The sequence below is a fragment of the Geodermatophilus telluris genome, assembly GCF_900102745.1.
GTDB lineage: Bacteria > Actinomycetota > Actinomycetes > Mycobacteriales > Geodermatophilaceae > Geodermatophilus > Geodermatophilus telluris.
The window spans coordinates 464525-477872 of record NZ_FMZF01000002.1 but is presented as its reverse complement, the minus strand read 5'-3'; the positions used below and the strand labels follow the sequence as shown (position 1 = coordinate 477872).

General features: G+C 76.5%; 12 protein-coding genes, 1 tRNA gene and 1 riboswitch. Of the genes, 3 read left to right on the top strand and 10 right to left on the bottom strand.

Annotated features, from left to right (window positions below):
* Window positions 1–125: 125 nt before the first annotated feature.
* A complete protein-coding gene (locus BLQ97_RS07480) occupies window positions 126–326 on the bottom strand; it encodes a cold-shock protein (RefSeq protein WP_091364804.1) in 201 nt (66 codons plus the stop codon).
* A 212-nt stretch (window positions 327–538) separates the two neighbouring features.
* Window positions 539–1855, bottom strand: coding sequence for a threonine synthase (thrC, locus tag BLQ97_RS07475; protein ID WP_217637090.1), 1317 nt, complete (start codon window positions 1853–1855; stop codon window positions 539–541).
* A 12-nt stretch (window positions 1856–1867) separates the two neighbouring features.
* Window positions 1868–1992, bottom strand: a riboswitch (SAM riboswitch).
* Window positions 1993–2066: 74 nt separating this feature from the next.
* Between thrC and BLQ97_RS07470 the strand changes: the two genes are divergently transcribed.
* Both BLQ97_RS07470 and BLQ97_RS07465 read left to right on the top strand, forming a co-directional pair.
* Window positions 2067–2888 (top strand): HAD family hydrolase, encoded by an 822-nt coding sequence (locus BLQ97_RS07470; RefSeq protein WP_091365750.1) that lies wholly within the window; start codon window positions 2067–2069, stop codon window positions 2886–2888.
* Window positions 2889–2960: 72 nt separating this feature from the next.
* Window positions 2961–4178, top strand: coding sequence for an FAD-dependent monooxygenase (locus BLQ97_RS07465; protein WP_091364801.1), 1218 nt, complete (start codon window positions 2961–2963; stop codon window positions 4176–4178).
* Here BLQ97_RS07465 and BLQ97_RS07460 read toward each other — a convergent pair.
* From BLQ97_RS07460 to BLQ97_RS07435, 6 genes are all read right to left on the bottom strand, one after another.
* The gene (locus tag BLQ97_RS07460; RefSeq protein WP_091364799.1) at window positions 4168–5040 is read right to left on the bottom strand and encodes an ABC transporter permease; all 873 of its coding nucleotides are present in this window, start codon (window positions 5038–5040) and stop codon (window positions 4168–4170) included. The genes BLQ97_RS07465 and BLQ97_RS07460 overlap by 11 nt on opposite strands.
* Window positions 5040–8009, bottom strand: coding sequence for an alpha/beta fold hydrolase (locus BLQ97_RS07455; protein WP_245691944.1), 2970 nt, complete (start codon window positions 8007–8009; stop codon window positions 5040–5042). Before BLQ97_RS07455 ends, BLQ97_RS07460 begins: the two co-directional genes overlap by 1 nt.
* 68 nt (window positions 8010–8077) lie before the next feature.
* On the bottom strand, window positions 8078–9733 hold the full coding sequence (locus BLQ97_RS24170; protein ID WP_139173510.1) for a LytR C-terminal domain-containing protein: 1656 nt from the start codon (window positions 9731–9733) through the stop codon (window positions 8078–8080).
* Window positions 9734–9744: 11 nt separating this feature from the next.
* Window positions 9745–10071, bottom strand: coding sequence for a DUF3263 domain-containing protein (locus BLQ97_RS07445; RefSeq protein WP_091364794.1), 327 nt, complete (start codon window positions 10069–10071; stop codon window positions 9745–9747).
* A gap of 117 nt (window positions 10072–10188) precedes the next feature.
* The gene (rarD, locus tag BLQ97_RS07440; RefSeq protein ID WP_091364792.1) at window positions 10189–11103 is read right to left on the bottom strand and encodes an EamA family transporter RarD; all 915 of its coding nucleotides are present in this window, start codon (window positions 11101–11103) and stop codon (window positions 10189–10191) included.
* 57 nt (window positions 11104–11160) lie between these two features.
* The gene (locus tag BLQ97_RS07435; protein ID WP_091364790.1) at window positions 11161–11592 is read right to left on the bottom strand and encodes a CBS domain-containing protein; all 432 of its coding nucleotides are present in this window, start codon (window positions 11590–11592) and stop codon (window positions 11161–11163) included.
* Between the two features lie 110 nt (window positions 11593–11702).
* On the opposite strand from BLQ97_RS07435, the gene BLQ97_RS07430 reads away from it, so the two are divergent.
* Window positions 11703–12131, top strand: coding sequence for a DUF5313 family protein (locus BLQ97_RS07430; RefSeq protein ID WP_091364788.1), 429 nt, complete (start codon window positions 11703–11705; stop codon window positions 12129–12131).
* Between the two features lie 29 nt (window positions 12132–12160).
* On the opposite strand, the gene BLQ97_RS07425 is transcribed toward BLQ97_RS07430, so the two are convergent.
* Window positions 12161–12233 (bottom strand) — tRNA-Thr (locus BLQ97_RS07425).
* Window positions 12234–12320: 87 nt separating this feature from the next.
* A complete protein-coding gene (locus BLQ97_RS07420; RefSeq protein WP_139173508.1) occupies window positions 12321–13049 on the bottom strand; it encodes a hypothetical protein in 729 nt (242 codons plus the stop codon).
* Window positions 13050–13348: the final 299 nt, after the last annotated feature.

Below are 13348 nucleotides of genomic sequence, written 5' to 3'. Positions count from 1 at the left end.
TGCAAGAACGGGGGGTGCCGGCGGGCTGTTCCCGGCCGGGGCGTCCGCCGGCCGGGCGGCCCCGGACGCGACAGCGGCCCGGCCCCCGGGACGGGGACCGGGCCGCTGCACGGCTCGGGCGTGGCTCAGCCGGCGCGCACCGCGTCGGCCTGCGGGCCCTTCTCGCCCTGGACGACCTCGAAGGTGACCCGCTGGCCCTCGTCGAGGCTCTTGTACCCGTCCATCTGGATGGCCGAGTAGTGGACGAAGACGTCCTGGCCGCCGTCGACGGCGATGAAGCCGAAGCCCTTCTCGGCGTTGAACCACTTCACGGTGCCCTGTGCCACGTGTGCTCCCACGTTTCGTGCGTGCGGACGGACCCCGATGTCCGGGGGCCGGGTACAGCTCTTCCGCCCGTCGGACACGAACGTGGAACTGACAACCGCGCGGAAACGTACAGCAGGGAGCGCTGCCTGGGGAGTCACCGCACGCAGGACACCTGGCCCGATCGGGGGGTGCGCTCACCCGCTGGTGGGCGCCGGGGACCGGGCCCGCGCCGCTACCCGATGAGCCCGGCCGCCCGCGCCGACCGCAGCGAGGGCTCCACCCGGTGCGTGGGGCCGACCACCGGCTCCAGCGGGTCGAGCGTCTTGAGGCCCTCGCCGGTGTTGAGGACGACGGTCTCCTTCGTCGGGTCCAGCCGGCCGTCCTCGACCAGCTGCCGGAGCACCGCCACGGTCACGCCGCCGGCGGTCTCGGCGAACACGCCGGTGGTGCGGGCGAGGTCGCGGATGCCCTGGACGATCTGCTCGTCGCCGACCCGGCCGACCGAGCCGCCGGTGCGGCGGATGGCGTCGAGGGCGTAGGGGCCGTCGGCGGGGTTGCCGATGTTCAGCGACTTGGCGATCCCGGTGGGCTTGACCGGCTTCACGACGTCCCAGCCGTTGTCGAAGGCGGTGGCGATCGGGTCGCAGCCGGCCGACTGGGCGCCGAACACGCGCCACTCGGTGGCCTCGACGACGCCGGCGGCGGCCAGCTCCCGCCAGGCCTTGTCCACCTTGGTCAGCAGCGAGCCGGAGGCCATCGGGATGACCACCTGGGCCGGGATCCGCCAGCCGAGCTGCTCGGCGATCTCGTAGCCCACCGTCTTGGAGCCCTCGGCGTAGTAGGGCCGCACGTTCTGGTTGACGAAGGCGGTGTCCTCGAACTCGTCGGTCTCGGCGAGCTCGCTGGTCAGCCGGTTGACGTCGTCGTAGGACCCGTCGACGGCGACCAGCGTCTGCCCGTACACCGCCGACTGGACGACCTTGCCGGGCTCGAGGTCGGCCGGGATGAACACGTAGGAGGGCAGCCCGACGCGGGCGGCGTGCGCGGCGACGGAGTTGGCCAGGTTGCCGGTCGAGGCGGCGGCGATCTTGCTGTACCCGAGCCGCTTCGCCGCGGTGGCGGCGAGGCTGACCACGCGGTCCTTGAACGAGTGGGTGGGGTTGGCCGAGTCGTCCTTGACCCACAGCCCGCCGGTGATCCCGAGCTCGGCGGCCAGCCGGTCGGCCCGCACCAGCGGGGTCATGCCCGGGTCGAGCGAGACGCGGTCGGCCGGGTCCTGGCCCACCGGCAGCAGCGCGGCGTAGCGCCAGATGTTCTGCGGGCCGGCCTCGATCTGCTCGCGGGTGACCGCGCGCAGGCGCTCGGGGTCGTAGTCGACCTCCAGCGGGCCGAAGCACTCGGCGCACGCGTGCTCGGCGATGAGGCCGAAGGTGGCGCCGCAGTTGCGACAGACCAGGCCGCGGGCGGGGCTGGGCGGCACCGGGCCACCGGCGGCGGGGCGAGCACCCGCGGAGTCGGTCTGGAGAGAACCGGGAGCGGTCAGGGTCATGCGACGACTACCTCCTCATCTTCCCCGCGTCGGGCCGTCGAGCCGCGCGGGACGGAATTGGCACCTCTCGCACGCTGGCGCGTGCGCGGTTGCCGGGGCTTCACCGGGCCGTGTCCCTCTGCCCCTCTGGATGAGTGGAACGCCGCCGACTCTACCCGGCCGCCGGAGCCGCCCCCGAGCCCGGCTCTGCCGACCGGCCATGCTGACCGGTGTGGCTGCGCGCATCGTCTACACCGACCTCGACGGCACGATGGTCGGCCCGCGGGGGTCCTTCTGGCACACCGCGGAGGGCACGCCGACGGCGGAGCCGGCCGCGGCCCTGCTCGAGCTGCACACCGCCGGCGTCCCGCTGGTGATCGTCAGCGGCCGCACCGCCGACCAGGTGACCGAGGCCGGGCGGATCTTTGCCGCCGACGGCGCGATCGCCGAGCTCGGCTCGCTGGTCACCTGGAAGGGCGGCCGGGCGCGCCACCAGCTCACCGGCGCGCTGCCCGAGGCCCACGCCGGGCGGACGCCGATGGCGGTGATGGCCGAGCTCGGCGTCGTCGAGGCGTTGTGCGCGGCGAACCCCGGCCGCCTGGAGTGGCACGCGCCGTGGCACGCCACCCACGACGGCGACGCGCTGCTGCGCGGGTTCGTCGACCCGCTCGCCGTCGACGCCTGGCTGGCCGAGCGCGGCCTGGGCTGGCTCACCCTGAAGGACAACGGCGCCATCCCGGCGTCGGCCCGGCTGCGGCTGGCGCCCGAGGGGCAGCTGGCGCGGGTCTACCACCTCATGCCGCGCGGCATCGACAAGGGCGTCGCGATCGCCTGGGACCTCCAGCGGCGCGGCATCGACCCCGCCGACGCCGTCGCGGTCGGCGACAGCGCCAGCGACTTGGAGATGGCGCCCGCCGTCGGCCGGCTGTGGATCACCGCCAACGGCGCCGACGTCGAGGGCATGGCCGGACTGCTGGCCGCCGTCCCGAACGTCTCGGTCACCGACGCGCCGATGGGCGAGGGCTGGGCCCAGGCGGTCCGCGCCAGCCTGTAGCGCCGTCGCCGGGGTCCTTGAGCCCCGGGCGGCGTCCGGAGTAGGACCTCCCCGGGAGGCGGTGGTGCTGCCATGACCACGGTGCTCGTCTCGGGGGCCGGCGTCGCCGGGCCCGCGCTCGCCTGGTGGCTGCACCGGCGGGGCCTGGTCCCCACGGTGGTGGAGCGCCGCCCCGCGCTGCGCGCCGGGGACGGCGGGCACGCCGTCGACCTCTTCGGCCCGGCCGTGGAGGTCGTGGCCCGGATGGGCCTGGCCGACGCCGTGCGGGACGCGCGGACGCGGACCGAGACGCTGGCCTGGGTCCGTCCGGGGCGGCGCCCGGTCGAGGTCGACGTCGAGGCGCTGTCCGCCGGGGTCTCCGACCGGCACGTCGAGGTCCTGCGCGGCGACCTGGTGTCCCTGCTCGTCGCCGCGACCCGGGACGACGTGGAGTACGTCCTCGGCGACGAGGTGACCGCCCTGACCGACTCCGGAAGCGGGGTGGAGGTCACCCTCGCCTCGGGGGCGCAGCGGGTCGTCGACCTGGTCGTCGGCGCCGACGGGCTGCACTCCGGGGTGCGGCGGCTGGTGTTCGGCGAGGTGCCGGAGCTGTTCCTCGGCGGCTACCTCGCCGTGTTCTCGCTGCCCTGGGAGCAGCTGGGCGGGCGGGCGCTGGCCCTCGCCGACGTCGGCCGCAGTGTCGCCCTCTACGGCGTCGGCGACGGCTCGCGGGCGCGTGCCGTCCTCCTGCTGCGCACCGACCGGGAGCTGCCGGTCGACCACCGCGACCTCGCCGGGCAGCGCGAGCTGGTGCGGGAGGCGTTCGGCGACCTGGGCTGGGAGGTGCCCCGGCTGCTGCGGGCCCTCCCGGAGGCGGAGGACTTCTACCTCGACGCGATCAGCCAGGTCCGCATGGACACCTGGTCCCGGGGGCGGGTGACGCTGGTCGGGGACGCCGGGTACTGCCCCGGGCCGGCGGTCGGCGGCGGCACCAGCCTGGCGGTGGTCGGCGCCCACCTGCTGGCCGCCGCCGTCGCCGGGGCCGGTCGCGACCCCGCGGCGGGCCTGGCCGCCTACGAGCGCGCCATGGCCGAGCCCGTCCGGCAGAGCCGCCGGATCGGCCCCGCGGTGCTGCGCACCCTCGTCCCGGGGTCGCGGGCGCAGGCGCGGCTCACGCCCCTGGTCCTGCGGTCGCTGGCGTCGCTGCCGGGACCGCTGCGGCGCCGGCTCACCTCCTACGGTGGCGGGCCGGCGCGGATGCTCGACGCGGTCGTGCTGCCGGCGTCCCCCGGCCCGGCGGTCAGCTCGTGACGTCGCGGCGGGCGAAGTGGCGGAAGCCCAGCGCGGTGAAGACGGCGGCGTAGACCAGTGACTGCACCACCCCGCGGAAGAGGTCGGAGGAGTCGACCGGCGTCTGCAGCAGGTCGGTCCAGGCGAACTCCTCCGCGGTGGGGAACCAGTCGCGGATCGACCCGAGCTGCTCGACCTGGTCGAGGATGGCGAAGACGAACATCGTGAACACGGCACCGCCGACGGCGGCCAGCGGCGCGTCGGTGACGGTGGACAGCCAGAAGGCCAGGGTGCCGACGACGAGCAGGTGGACGGCGAGGTAGCCGAGCATCCCGGCCAGCCGCAGCAGGCCCTCGCCCTGCGGGAGGGTCACCCCGATCGGCGTCCGGATCTCCGCGAAGCCGAACGCGATCCCGCCGGCGACGACGGCGACCAGGGCGAGGGTGAGCAGCGCGCTCACCGAGAGCACCAGCGCGGCGGCGAACTTCTGCCGCAGCAGCCGGCTGCGCGGCACCGGCGTGGCCAGCGTGTAGCGCAGCGACCCCCACTGGGCCTCGCTGGCCACGGTGTCGCCGAAGAACAGCGCGTAGACCACGACCAGGAAGAAGCTCGTCGTCGCGAACAGCACGAACAGCGTGAAGTTCAGCCCGCTGGCGGTGGCGACGTCGACGAGGTTGATCCGGCTGTTGGTCTGCGCCTCCTCGCTGGCGCCCAGCTGCAGTGCGGCGATGAGCACCAGCGGCAGGGCGACCATCAGCGCGAACACGCCGATGGTGCGCCGCCGCTTGAACTGCCGGCGCAGCTCCACCCCGAGCCGCAGCGTCCGCTCGGGCCGGTAGCCGGCCACCGCGCCGGTGGGCTGCACGTGCTCCGTCGCGGTCATCAGCTCTCCCCCACCAGGGCCAGGAAGGCGTCCTCGAGCCGGCGCCGCGGCGTGAACTGGTCGACGGCGACGTCGGCGGCCACCAGGGCCTGCAGCGCCGCCGCGCGGGTCGTGCGGTCGCCGAGGTCGGCGACCAGGCCCTCGTCGGTGCGCTCGACGGTGACACCGGGCAGCCCGGACAGCACCGCGGCCGCGCGGTCGGTGTCGGCGGGGTCGGACAGGCCGACCAGCACCGCGCCACCGGCGCCGACGATCTCCTCGACGGTGCCCTGCGCGATCTTCTGCCCCTTGGCCATGACCACCACGTGGGTGCAGGTCTGCTCGATCTCGCTGAGCAGGTGGCTGGAGACGATGACCGTGCGGCCGGTGGCGGCGTAGGAGCGCAGCACCTCGCGCATGGCGTGGATCTGCGGCGGGTCCAGCCCGTTGGTCGGCTCGTCGAGCACCAGCAGGTCGGGCAGGCCGAGCATGGCCTGCGCGATGGCGACCCGCTGGCGCATGCCCTGGCTGTAGCGGCGCACCGGGCGGTCGATGGCCGCGCCGAGGCCGGCGACCTCGATCGCCTCCGCCATGTGCGCGTCCGCCGCCGGGCGGCCGGTGGCGGCCCAGTACAGCGTCAGGTTGTCGCGGCCGGACAGGTGCGGCATGAGCCCGGTGCCCTCGACGAAGGAGCCCAGCCGCGACAGCACCGGCGCCCCGGGCCCGGCGGCGTGGCCGAAGACGCTGATCCGCCCCTCGGTCGGGCGGATGAGGCCCATGAGCATGCGCAGCGACGTCGTCTTGCCCGCGCCGTTGGGGCCGAGCAGGCCGAGCACCTGGCCGCGGCGCACCTCGAAGGACAGGTCGCGCACGGCGACGAAGCCGTCCTTGTAGGCCTTGGTGACGCCGTCGAAGCGCAGCGGCACGTCCTCGCCGTCGGGCTCGACGACGGAGGTCACCCGGCGCCGGCGGCGGCCCCACAGCCACCCGGCCAGCGCGCCGAGCAGGCCGAGGGCCACGACGGCGGCCAGCAGCCACCACCAGCGGGAGGTGCCGCCGTCGGCCTGCGGCTGCCCCTCGACGGTGGGGACGGCGAGCACGGCGCCGCCGTCGTCCGCGCCCGCCGGCGCCACGGAGTAGACGGTGGACTCGGCCGGCAGCGCGAACGCCTGGTCGGTGGAGGAGACGACGACGCGCATCGTGTGGCCGGCCTCGAAGCGGTGCACGATGCCCGGCAGCGTGACCGTGACCTCGGTGGGCGCGGTCGGGTCCGCCGACAGCCCGGTGAGCGCGAGCGGCGCGACCAGGCCGCCGGGCAGCGTCTGCGCGCCGTCCGGGCCGACGTCGTAGAGCTTGGCGAACAGCGTGGCGCTGCCGCTGGGCGAGGCGACGGCGAGGTCGACGGTGGGCGCGCCGACCACCTCGACCGCGTCCCCGAGCGGCTCGGTGGAGAACGCGGCGAACTGGCCGGGGATCTCCACCGCGGTGCCGGCCAGCGCCGAGGCGAGCGCGCCCAGGCCGGGGACGGTGGTGATCGCGGCGGGGGTGCCGCCGGCGGGGGTGACCACCGGCTGGGTCGGCCCGGCGACGGCGAGCTCGGCCCGCTCGACGGGCGTCCCGCCGTCCAGCCCGGGGTAGGCGCCGGCGACCACGCTCTGGCTGCCGCCCTGCACGGTGCCCAGGCCGCTGCCGATGCCGGTGGGCGCGGGGAACCGGAAGCCGGTGCCGGGGTCCGCGCCGCGGGCGGGGTCGCCTTCGTCGCGCAGGTGCCAGTCGAACCAGCCGGCCACCAGGTCGCGCAGCTCCGCGGTCTCCCGCTCCGAGGCCTGCGAGTCGTGGCCACCGGCGTACCAGACGACCTTCACCGGGGTGCCGTTCGCGGCGATGCCGCGGGCGTTGGCGTCGGCCTGGCCGAGGCCGAACAGCGAGTCCTCGGTGCCCTGCACCAGCAGCGTGGGCGCGGTGACCCGGTCGAGCACCCCGGCCGGGCTGCTGCGGTCGAGGACCGCGGCGATCTCCGGCGTCAGCGTGCCGGTGGCCGCGGCGTCCTGGTAGGCGGCGCAGATGTCGGCGCGGAAGCGGCCGCAGGTGAGCGCCTGCTCCACGGCGGCCGGGTCGAGCGCCGAGGGGTCGACCGGCAGGTCGGGCACCGACGCCGGGGCGGCCGCCGCCCCGCCGCCGCTGCCGCCGCCGGGATCCCCGCCGGCCCCCTCGCCGTCCCCGGTGGTGGCCTCCGTGCCGCCGCCCCCGAACTGGTCGAGCAGCCCGTCGACGGGCACGGCGCCCACGCCGAAGAACAGCCCGGCCCACAGCCGCTTGTAGACGCCGGCGTCGGCGTCCTGCGGGGTGGCCGCGGGCGTGGTGGCGGGCGTGGCGGCGGGCGTCGTGGCGTCGGCGCTGCCGGTCTGCGAGGGGAAGAGCGCCGCGGTCAGCGAGTTCCAGGTGATCTGCGGGGCGATGGCGTCGACGCGGTCGTCGTAGGCGGCCCCGAGCAGCGACAGCGCGCCGCCGTAGGAAGCGCCGGCCACGCCCACCCGCGGGTCGCCGTCACCGTCGCGCAGGACGTCGTCGCGCTCGGCGAGCACGTCGAGGAGCGTGGAGAGGTCGGCGACCTCGTAGCGGGGGTCGTCCAGGCCGATCTGGCCGGTGCTGGCGCCGAAGCCGCGCGCCGAGTAGGTCATCACCACGTAGCCGCGGCCGGCGAGGTCGCGGGCGTCGTCGGCCACCGACTGCTTGCTGCCGCCGAAGCCGTGGGCGAGGACGACGGCCGGGGCCGGGTCGTCACCGGTCGCCGAGGCCGGCAGGTAGAGCGTGGTGTCCAGCTCGACGGCGTCGGCACCGGAGCCCGAGGGCACCCGCGCGTCCTCCGTGGCGACGTCCTCGGCCGCGAGGGCGGGAGCGGGCAGCGAGACGAGCACCGTGCCGGCGGACAGCAGGGCGGTCAGGGCACCGAGGGCCGCGCGGGCGCCGGAGCGCGGGCGGAGACGCACGGGCCCGCGGTGGGGACGCACGCTGCGGCCAACGGACGGCGCCGCACCGGTGTTCCGCGGGGATCGGGTCAGGGCTGCCACTCGCCGGTGACGACGACCACCAGGCCCGGGTCGGCCACGCCGGGGACCTCGAAGAACCGCAGCGAGGGCCCGACGGTCACCTGGGGGAAGGCGTCCATGAGCTGCACGGCCGACTGGCGCTGCGCCTCGTCGCCCTCGCTGAAGAAGACGGTGGTCGTGGCGACCTCGCTGCCCTGGTACTCGCCCACCCCGGCGGTCGGCCAGCCCTGCCCGGCCAGGGAGCCGGCCACGTCGGCGGCCAGCCCGCCGACCTGGGTGGCGTTGAGCACGGTCACCGGCACCCGCACCGGGGTGGCCGGCGCCTCCTCGACCGGCGGCAGCGGCGTCACCGACAGCGGCGGCAGCGGGCCGGACGTGGGCGCCACCGAGGGCGCCGTCGTGGTCGGCGTGGTCCCGGTGGACCCGGCCTCCTGGGCGGCCGGCGAGGCGAAGCTGTAGACGCCGAGCACGACGAGCGCCACCACGACGACGGCGAGCAGGCCCACCGCGGTGCGCCCGCGGCGCGGCGGGGCGCCCTGGTCGTCGGCGGCGCGCAGCGCGGCCCGCGAGACGCCGGCCCGGCGCGCGGCCTTGCGTCGCTCGGCCTCCAGCGCCTGCCGCTCGGCCTCCCGCGCCTGGCGCTCGGCGCGCAGGGCGGCGCGGCCGCCGACGACGCCGGTGTCCGGGCCGGTCGCCGGCTCGTCCCGGCGCCGCTCGCCGGGCCCGCGGTCGGGGATCGCCTCCGTGGCCGGGGCGGGCTCGGCGCGGTCGCGGGCGACCTCGCGGTCGGGGATGGCCTCGGTGGCCGGGGCCGGCTCGGCGGTGCGGGAGCGGGCGACGTCCCGGTCGGGGATGGCCTCGGTGGGCGGCGCGGCCGCCCGGGCGGCGGCCGGGCCGGAGGGGCGGGTCCAGTCGCGGTAGGCCGGGTTACCGCCGTTGGGCGCCGGGGACGACGGCGGGGCTGCCGGCGGGGGCGCGACCGGCGGGGGCGCGACCGGTGCGGCGGGTGCCGGGCGGGCGGGCGCGGCCGGCGGGGCCGCCGCCCGCGCCCGGACGGCGGCCGGGCGCCGGGCGGGTGCGGTCCGGCCGCGGGCCGGGGGCCGGGCGGGCTGGTCCCAGGGGTCGATGCCCGGTGCGGCGGGCTCGGCGTCGTCGACCTGGGGCGTGGGCACCGCCTGGAACGGCGCGACGGTGGTCTCGGGCGCGGCCGGGCGGGCCGGGGGCTCCGGCTCGGGCCGCGCCGGGGCGGCGGCGGGCGGGGCCGGGAGGCGGGGACGGGTCAGCGGCGCCGGCTCGACCGGGCGCGCGCGGGCGACCGGGGGCTCGGGTGCGCGCACCGGCCGGACCTCGGGCCGGGCCGGGCGGGCGGCGGCCGGCGGCTCGACCGGGCGCGGTGCCGCGGTGGCACCGGCGGGCCGGCCGGTGAGCGGGCGGCGCCGGTCGGGGTCGCCGCCGAGCAGGGCGTCGCGCCGGCGGTCGGCGCGGCTGCGGCCGGGGGTGGTCGGGTGGTCGCCCGGCTCGACCTGGTCGGCGCGCGGCGCGGCGGGCGCCGGAGCCCCCGGCCGGGCACCGCCGGCCGGGCCGTCGGTGCGGCGCCGGCCACCGGCCACCACGGCGGCCGGCCGGTCCGGTTGGTCACCACCTGGCGCCGCGTGCCTGCCCACGGTGACCAAATCTAGATGGCCGGGGAGCCCTTGCCCAGGAGGTGAGGCGAACGCCGCTGGCGCCGGGCGGTGCGCAGCCGCCGCAGCCGGCGCACCAGGAGGGGGTCGGCGGCCAGCGCCGCGGGCCGGTCGACCAGGGCGTTGAGCACCTGGTAGTAGCGCGTCGGGGCGACGCCGAACTGCTCGCGGATGGCCGTCTCCTTCGCGCCGGCGTGGCGCCACCACTGCCGCTCGAAGGCCAGCATCTCGTGCTCGCGCCGGGTGAGGCCCGCGGGCTGCGCGGCGCCCTCGCTCGACGCCGTGCCCTCGGGCGGGGAGACCGCGGGGTCGGGTGTCATGGCCGGGACGTCCGTTTCGATCGGGGGGAAGCCGTCACCCACGACGGTAGGCCCGGGGGCCGACACTCCGCGCCGTGTCGCGCGCGGCCGTCGGCGATCCGTGACCGGGCGACCTCCTCACGCGGCGGCGGGCACCTGCTCGGCGGCCGCCCGGCGCCCGGCCGCGCGGGCCGCCCGCAGGCTGTCGAGCGTGAAGACGGCCAGCGCGGCCCACACCACGGCGAACCCGGCGAGCCGCGCCGGGGGCATCGGCTCGCCGTAGACGAACACGCCGATGGCGAGCTGCATGAGGGGCGTCAGGTACTGCAGCAGGCCCACCGTCGACAGCGGGATCCGGCGGGCGGCGGCGGCGAACAGCAGCAGCGGCACCGCCGTCGCGATGCCGGAGCTGGCCAGCAGCAGCAGGTGTCCGGTCCCCTCCCCCGCCGTCCCCTGCCCGGAGCCCTCGAGCACCCCGAGGACCACCAGCGCCGGCACCAGCACCAGCGCCGTCTCCACCAGCAGCCCCGGCGCCGCCTCGACCCGCACCAGCTTCTTGAGCAGGCCGTAGCCGCCGAAGGTGGCTGCCAGCGTCAGCGCGATCCAGGGCGGGCGGCCGTAGTCCCAGGTGAGGACGGCGACGGCGACGGCGGCCAGGCCCACCGCCGTCCACTGCAGCGGGCGCAGCCGCTCGGCGAACACGACCACGCCGAGCAGCACGCTCACCAGGGGGTTGATGAAGTAGCCCAGCGAGGTCTCGACCACGTGGCCGGAGTTGACGCCGTAGACGAACACCAGCCAGTTGGCCGCGATGAGCACCGCCGCGCCGGCCAGCACCAGCAGCGACCGGACGTCGGTGACCGCGGCGCGCACCAGCGACCAGCGGCGCAGCGCGGTGATCAGCAGCGCGACGAACAGCAGCGACCAGACCACGCGGTGGGCGACGATCTCCAGCCCGCCGGCGGGCTCGAGCAGCGGGAAGTAGAGCGGGAACAGGCCCCACAGCCCGTAGGCGGCCAGCCCCGCCGCCGTCCCGGTGCGCCGCTCGTCCACGCGCCGCACCGTACGCCCCGCCGGCGGGCCGGTCCTGAGCCCGGCTCAGGACCGGTCTCAGGGGGTCTGGATGTAGTCGACGAGGTGGGCGCGCTCCTCCTCGAGCTCGTCGAGCCGGGCCTTGACGACGTCGCCGATCGAGACGATGCCCAGCAGCCGGCCGTCCTCGACGACGGGCACGTGCCGGACCCGGAGGTCGGTCATCGTGCGGGCCAGGTCGTGCACGGAGGAGGTCGGCGGGCAGGTGTGCACGTCGGCGGTCATCAGCGCCGACACCGGCCCGTCGAGGACCTCCGGGCCCGAGGCGTGCAGCCCGCGGACGACGTCGCGCTCGGACAGGACGCCGTCGACCGCACCCGGTTCGGCGGCCACGAGCAGCGCCCCGATGCGGTGCTCGGCCAGCAGCGCGAGCGCCTCCCGGACCGTCGCGGCGGGTGCCACGGTGACCACGCCGGGACCCTTCCGGCGGAGCAGGTGGGCGATCTGCACGGGCGCCTCCCTCCCTCGGCGGCGGCAGTCTCCACCCGGCCGGGGAACGCGCACAACGGCCCGCGTCCCGGGGGGCGGCGCGAGCGGCCGGACGGGCCTACCGTCGAGGCGTGCGCACCCAGCACCGACCCTCCCCGGCCCCCGCCCGGCCGAACCCGTGGCAGTGGCTGCGCTACGCCTTCGGCGGCCGCCTCCCGCGCGGGCTGTCGGCGTGGGTGCTGGCCGACACCACCCGCCCCGGGTGGGCCCGCCGGCACCTGGCCCGCTCGGTGGTGCAGCTGACGCCGCTGGTGGTGGCGTGCATGTTCGTCCCGGTGGGTGCCGCCTACCGGCTGACGGCGGCGCTCGGCGGCCTGCTGGTCGGCCTCATGTACTCGCTCGCCCTCATGGTCGAGACCACCGAGCACCGGGTGGCCAAGGCCGGCTACCCCGCCGGCACCGCCGCCCGGCTGCGCGAGGAGCGCGCCGAGCGCGCCCGGACCGCGCGCGTCGAGCAGCGCCACCCCTACCGCGTGGACGGCGCGGGCAGCTTCGACTGACCGGTTCGACCGACCACGTCCGGCGAGGGAGCCGACGGGGGGACTCGAACCCCCAACCGCCCGATTACAAGTCGGGTGCGCTACCAGTTGCGCCACGCCGGCGAAGCATGGGAACAAGTCCCGGTAAGGAGACAGGAACTACGCAGGGAACATCTTCGCAGCTCTTCGGGGCCAGCAGAGCAGTGCCCCCTACAGGAACGAGAACAGCTGCGTGCAGATGTCGTCGCGAACCAGTGCGAGCAGCTCCCGTAGCCGCGTGACCACCGGAAGGCGCTCTCCGGGTAGCCCGGGTCCCAGCGCCACGAGCAGGGACGTCTCCGCCCGCGCGCCGGTATCCGTGGGGCGATCGGGCACGAAGCGGTAGTCGGCGCCGTCGTCGACGAACCGCTCGACGACCAACTGCCCCTCGTACACCCCCGGGGTCCCCCACATCACCGCCTCGTGGCGCACCGGGGCGAGTAGCAGCCCGTGGTGCTTGTCGACGATGTCCAGCCGGTGCAGGTGCCACAGATCGGCGTCGGTCGGCGACTCCGGGAGCACGTTGTAGGGCTGCAGGTCGTCGATGACCTTGAGCGCCCGAGGGTCGACACCCCCGTGGATGCGCAGCTCCTTTCTGCGCACGTCCCTGATGGGGAACGCGGTCTGCTCCCCCGGCTTGTCACTCGGGGTGCCGTCGTTCGCCTCGACGAGCTGCCACGCCAGGTGGTCGAGCGAGCTGCGGAGGTTGTGCACCACGTCGCCGATGACGGCGGCGTGCGGCCCGTGGCCGTAGAGCGGGATGGGACCGTCCACCTGGAAATAGCCACCTCCCGGCTGTACGACCAGCCGCGCCGGGATGGGCTGGAAGTGCTGGTGGGCGTACACCCCGATCAGCTGGCGTAGTTCCTCAAGGAGCTGCTCGGCCCGATTGACCTTCACCAGAACACGGTCGGCTCGCCCGGACACGGCCCCACCCTGGCATGACACCCGCGCCGTCCTCCGAGGACTGCTTCCCCCGGCGGCCGGCCCCACCGCCCGAAGCCGGCTGGCCTGCCTGACCAGTGTCTGGTGCCCGGTAGCTGCTCATCACCTCCTCCATGCCACCGGCGCACCCGCCGTCGTCCCACGCTTGGGCCGGGAAGTGCCCCTACGATCACCGCGCTCCCTCGTCACCGATGCGGCACACCACCTCCTCCGGTGCACCGGTGCGAACAGCACGTCGGTGTCGCGTCGACGCA

What these genes read in the sequence shown, in the direction of transcription:
- thrC (WP_217637090.1), bottom strand. Translation starts at nt 1,855, where the DNA reads ATGACCCTGACCGCTCCCGGTTCTCTCCAGACCGACTCCGCGGGTGCT.
- BLQ97_RS07445 (WP_091364794.1), bottom strand. Translation starts at nt 10,071, where the DNA reads ATGACACCCGACCCCGCGGTCTCCCCGCCCGAGGGCACGGCGTCGAGC.
- BLQ97_RS07460 (WP_091364799.1), bottom strand. Translation starts at nt 5,040, where the DNA reads ATGACCGCGACGGAGCACGTGCAGCCCACCGGCGCGGTGGCCGGCTAC.
- BLQ97_RS07465 (WP_091364801.1), top strand. Translation starts at nt 2,961, where the DNA reads ATGACCACGGTGCTCGTCTCGGGGGCCGGCGTCGCCGGGCCCGCGCTC.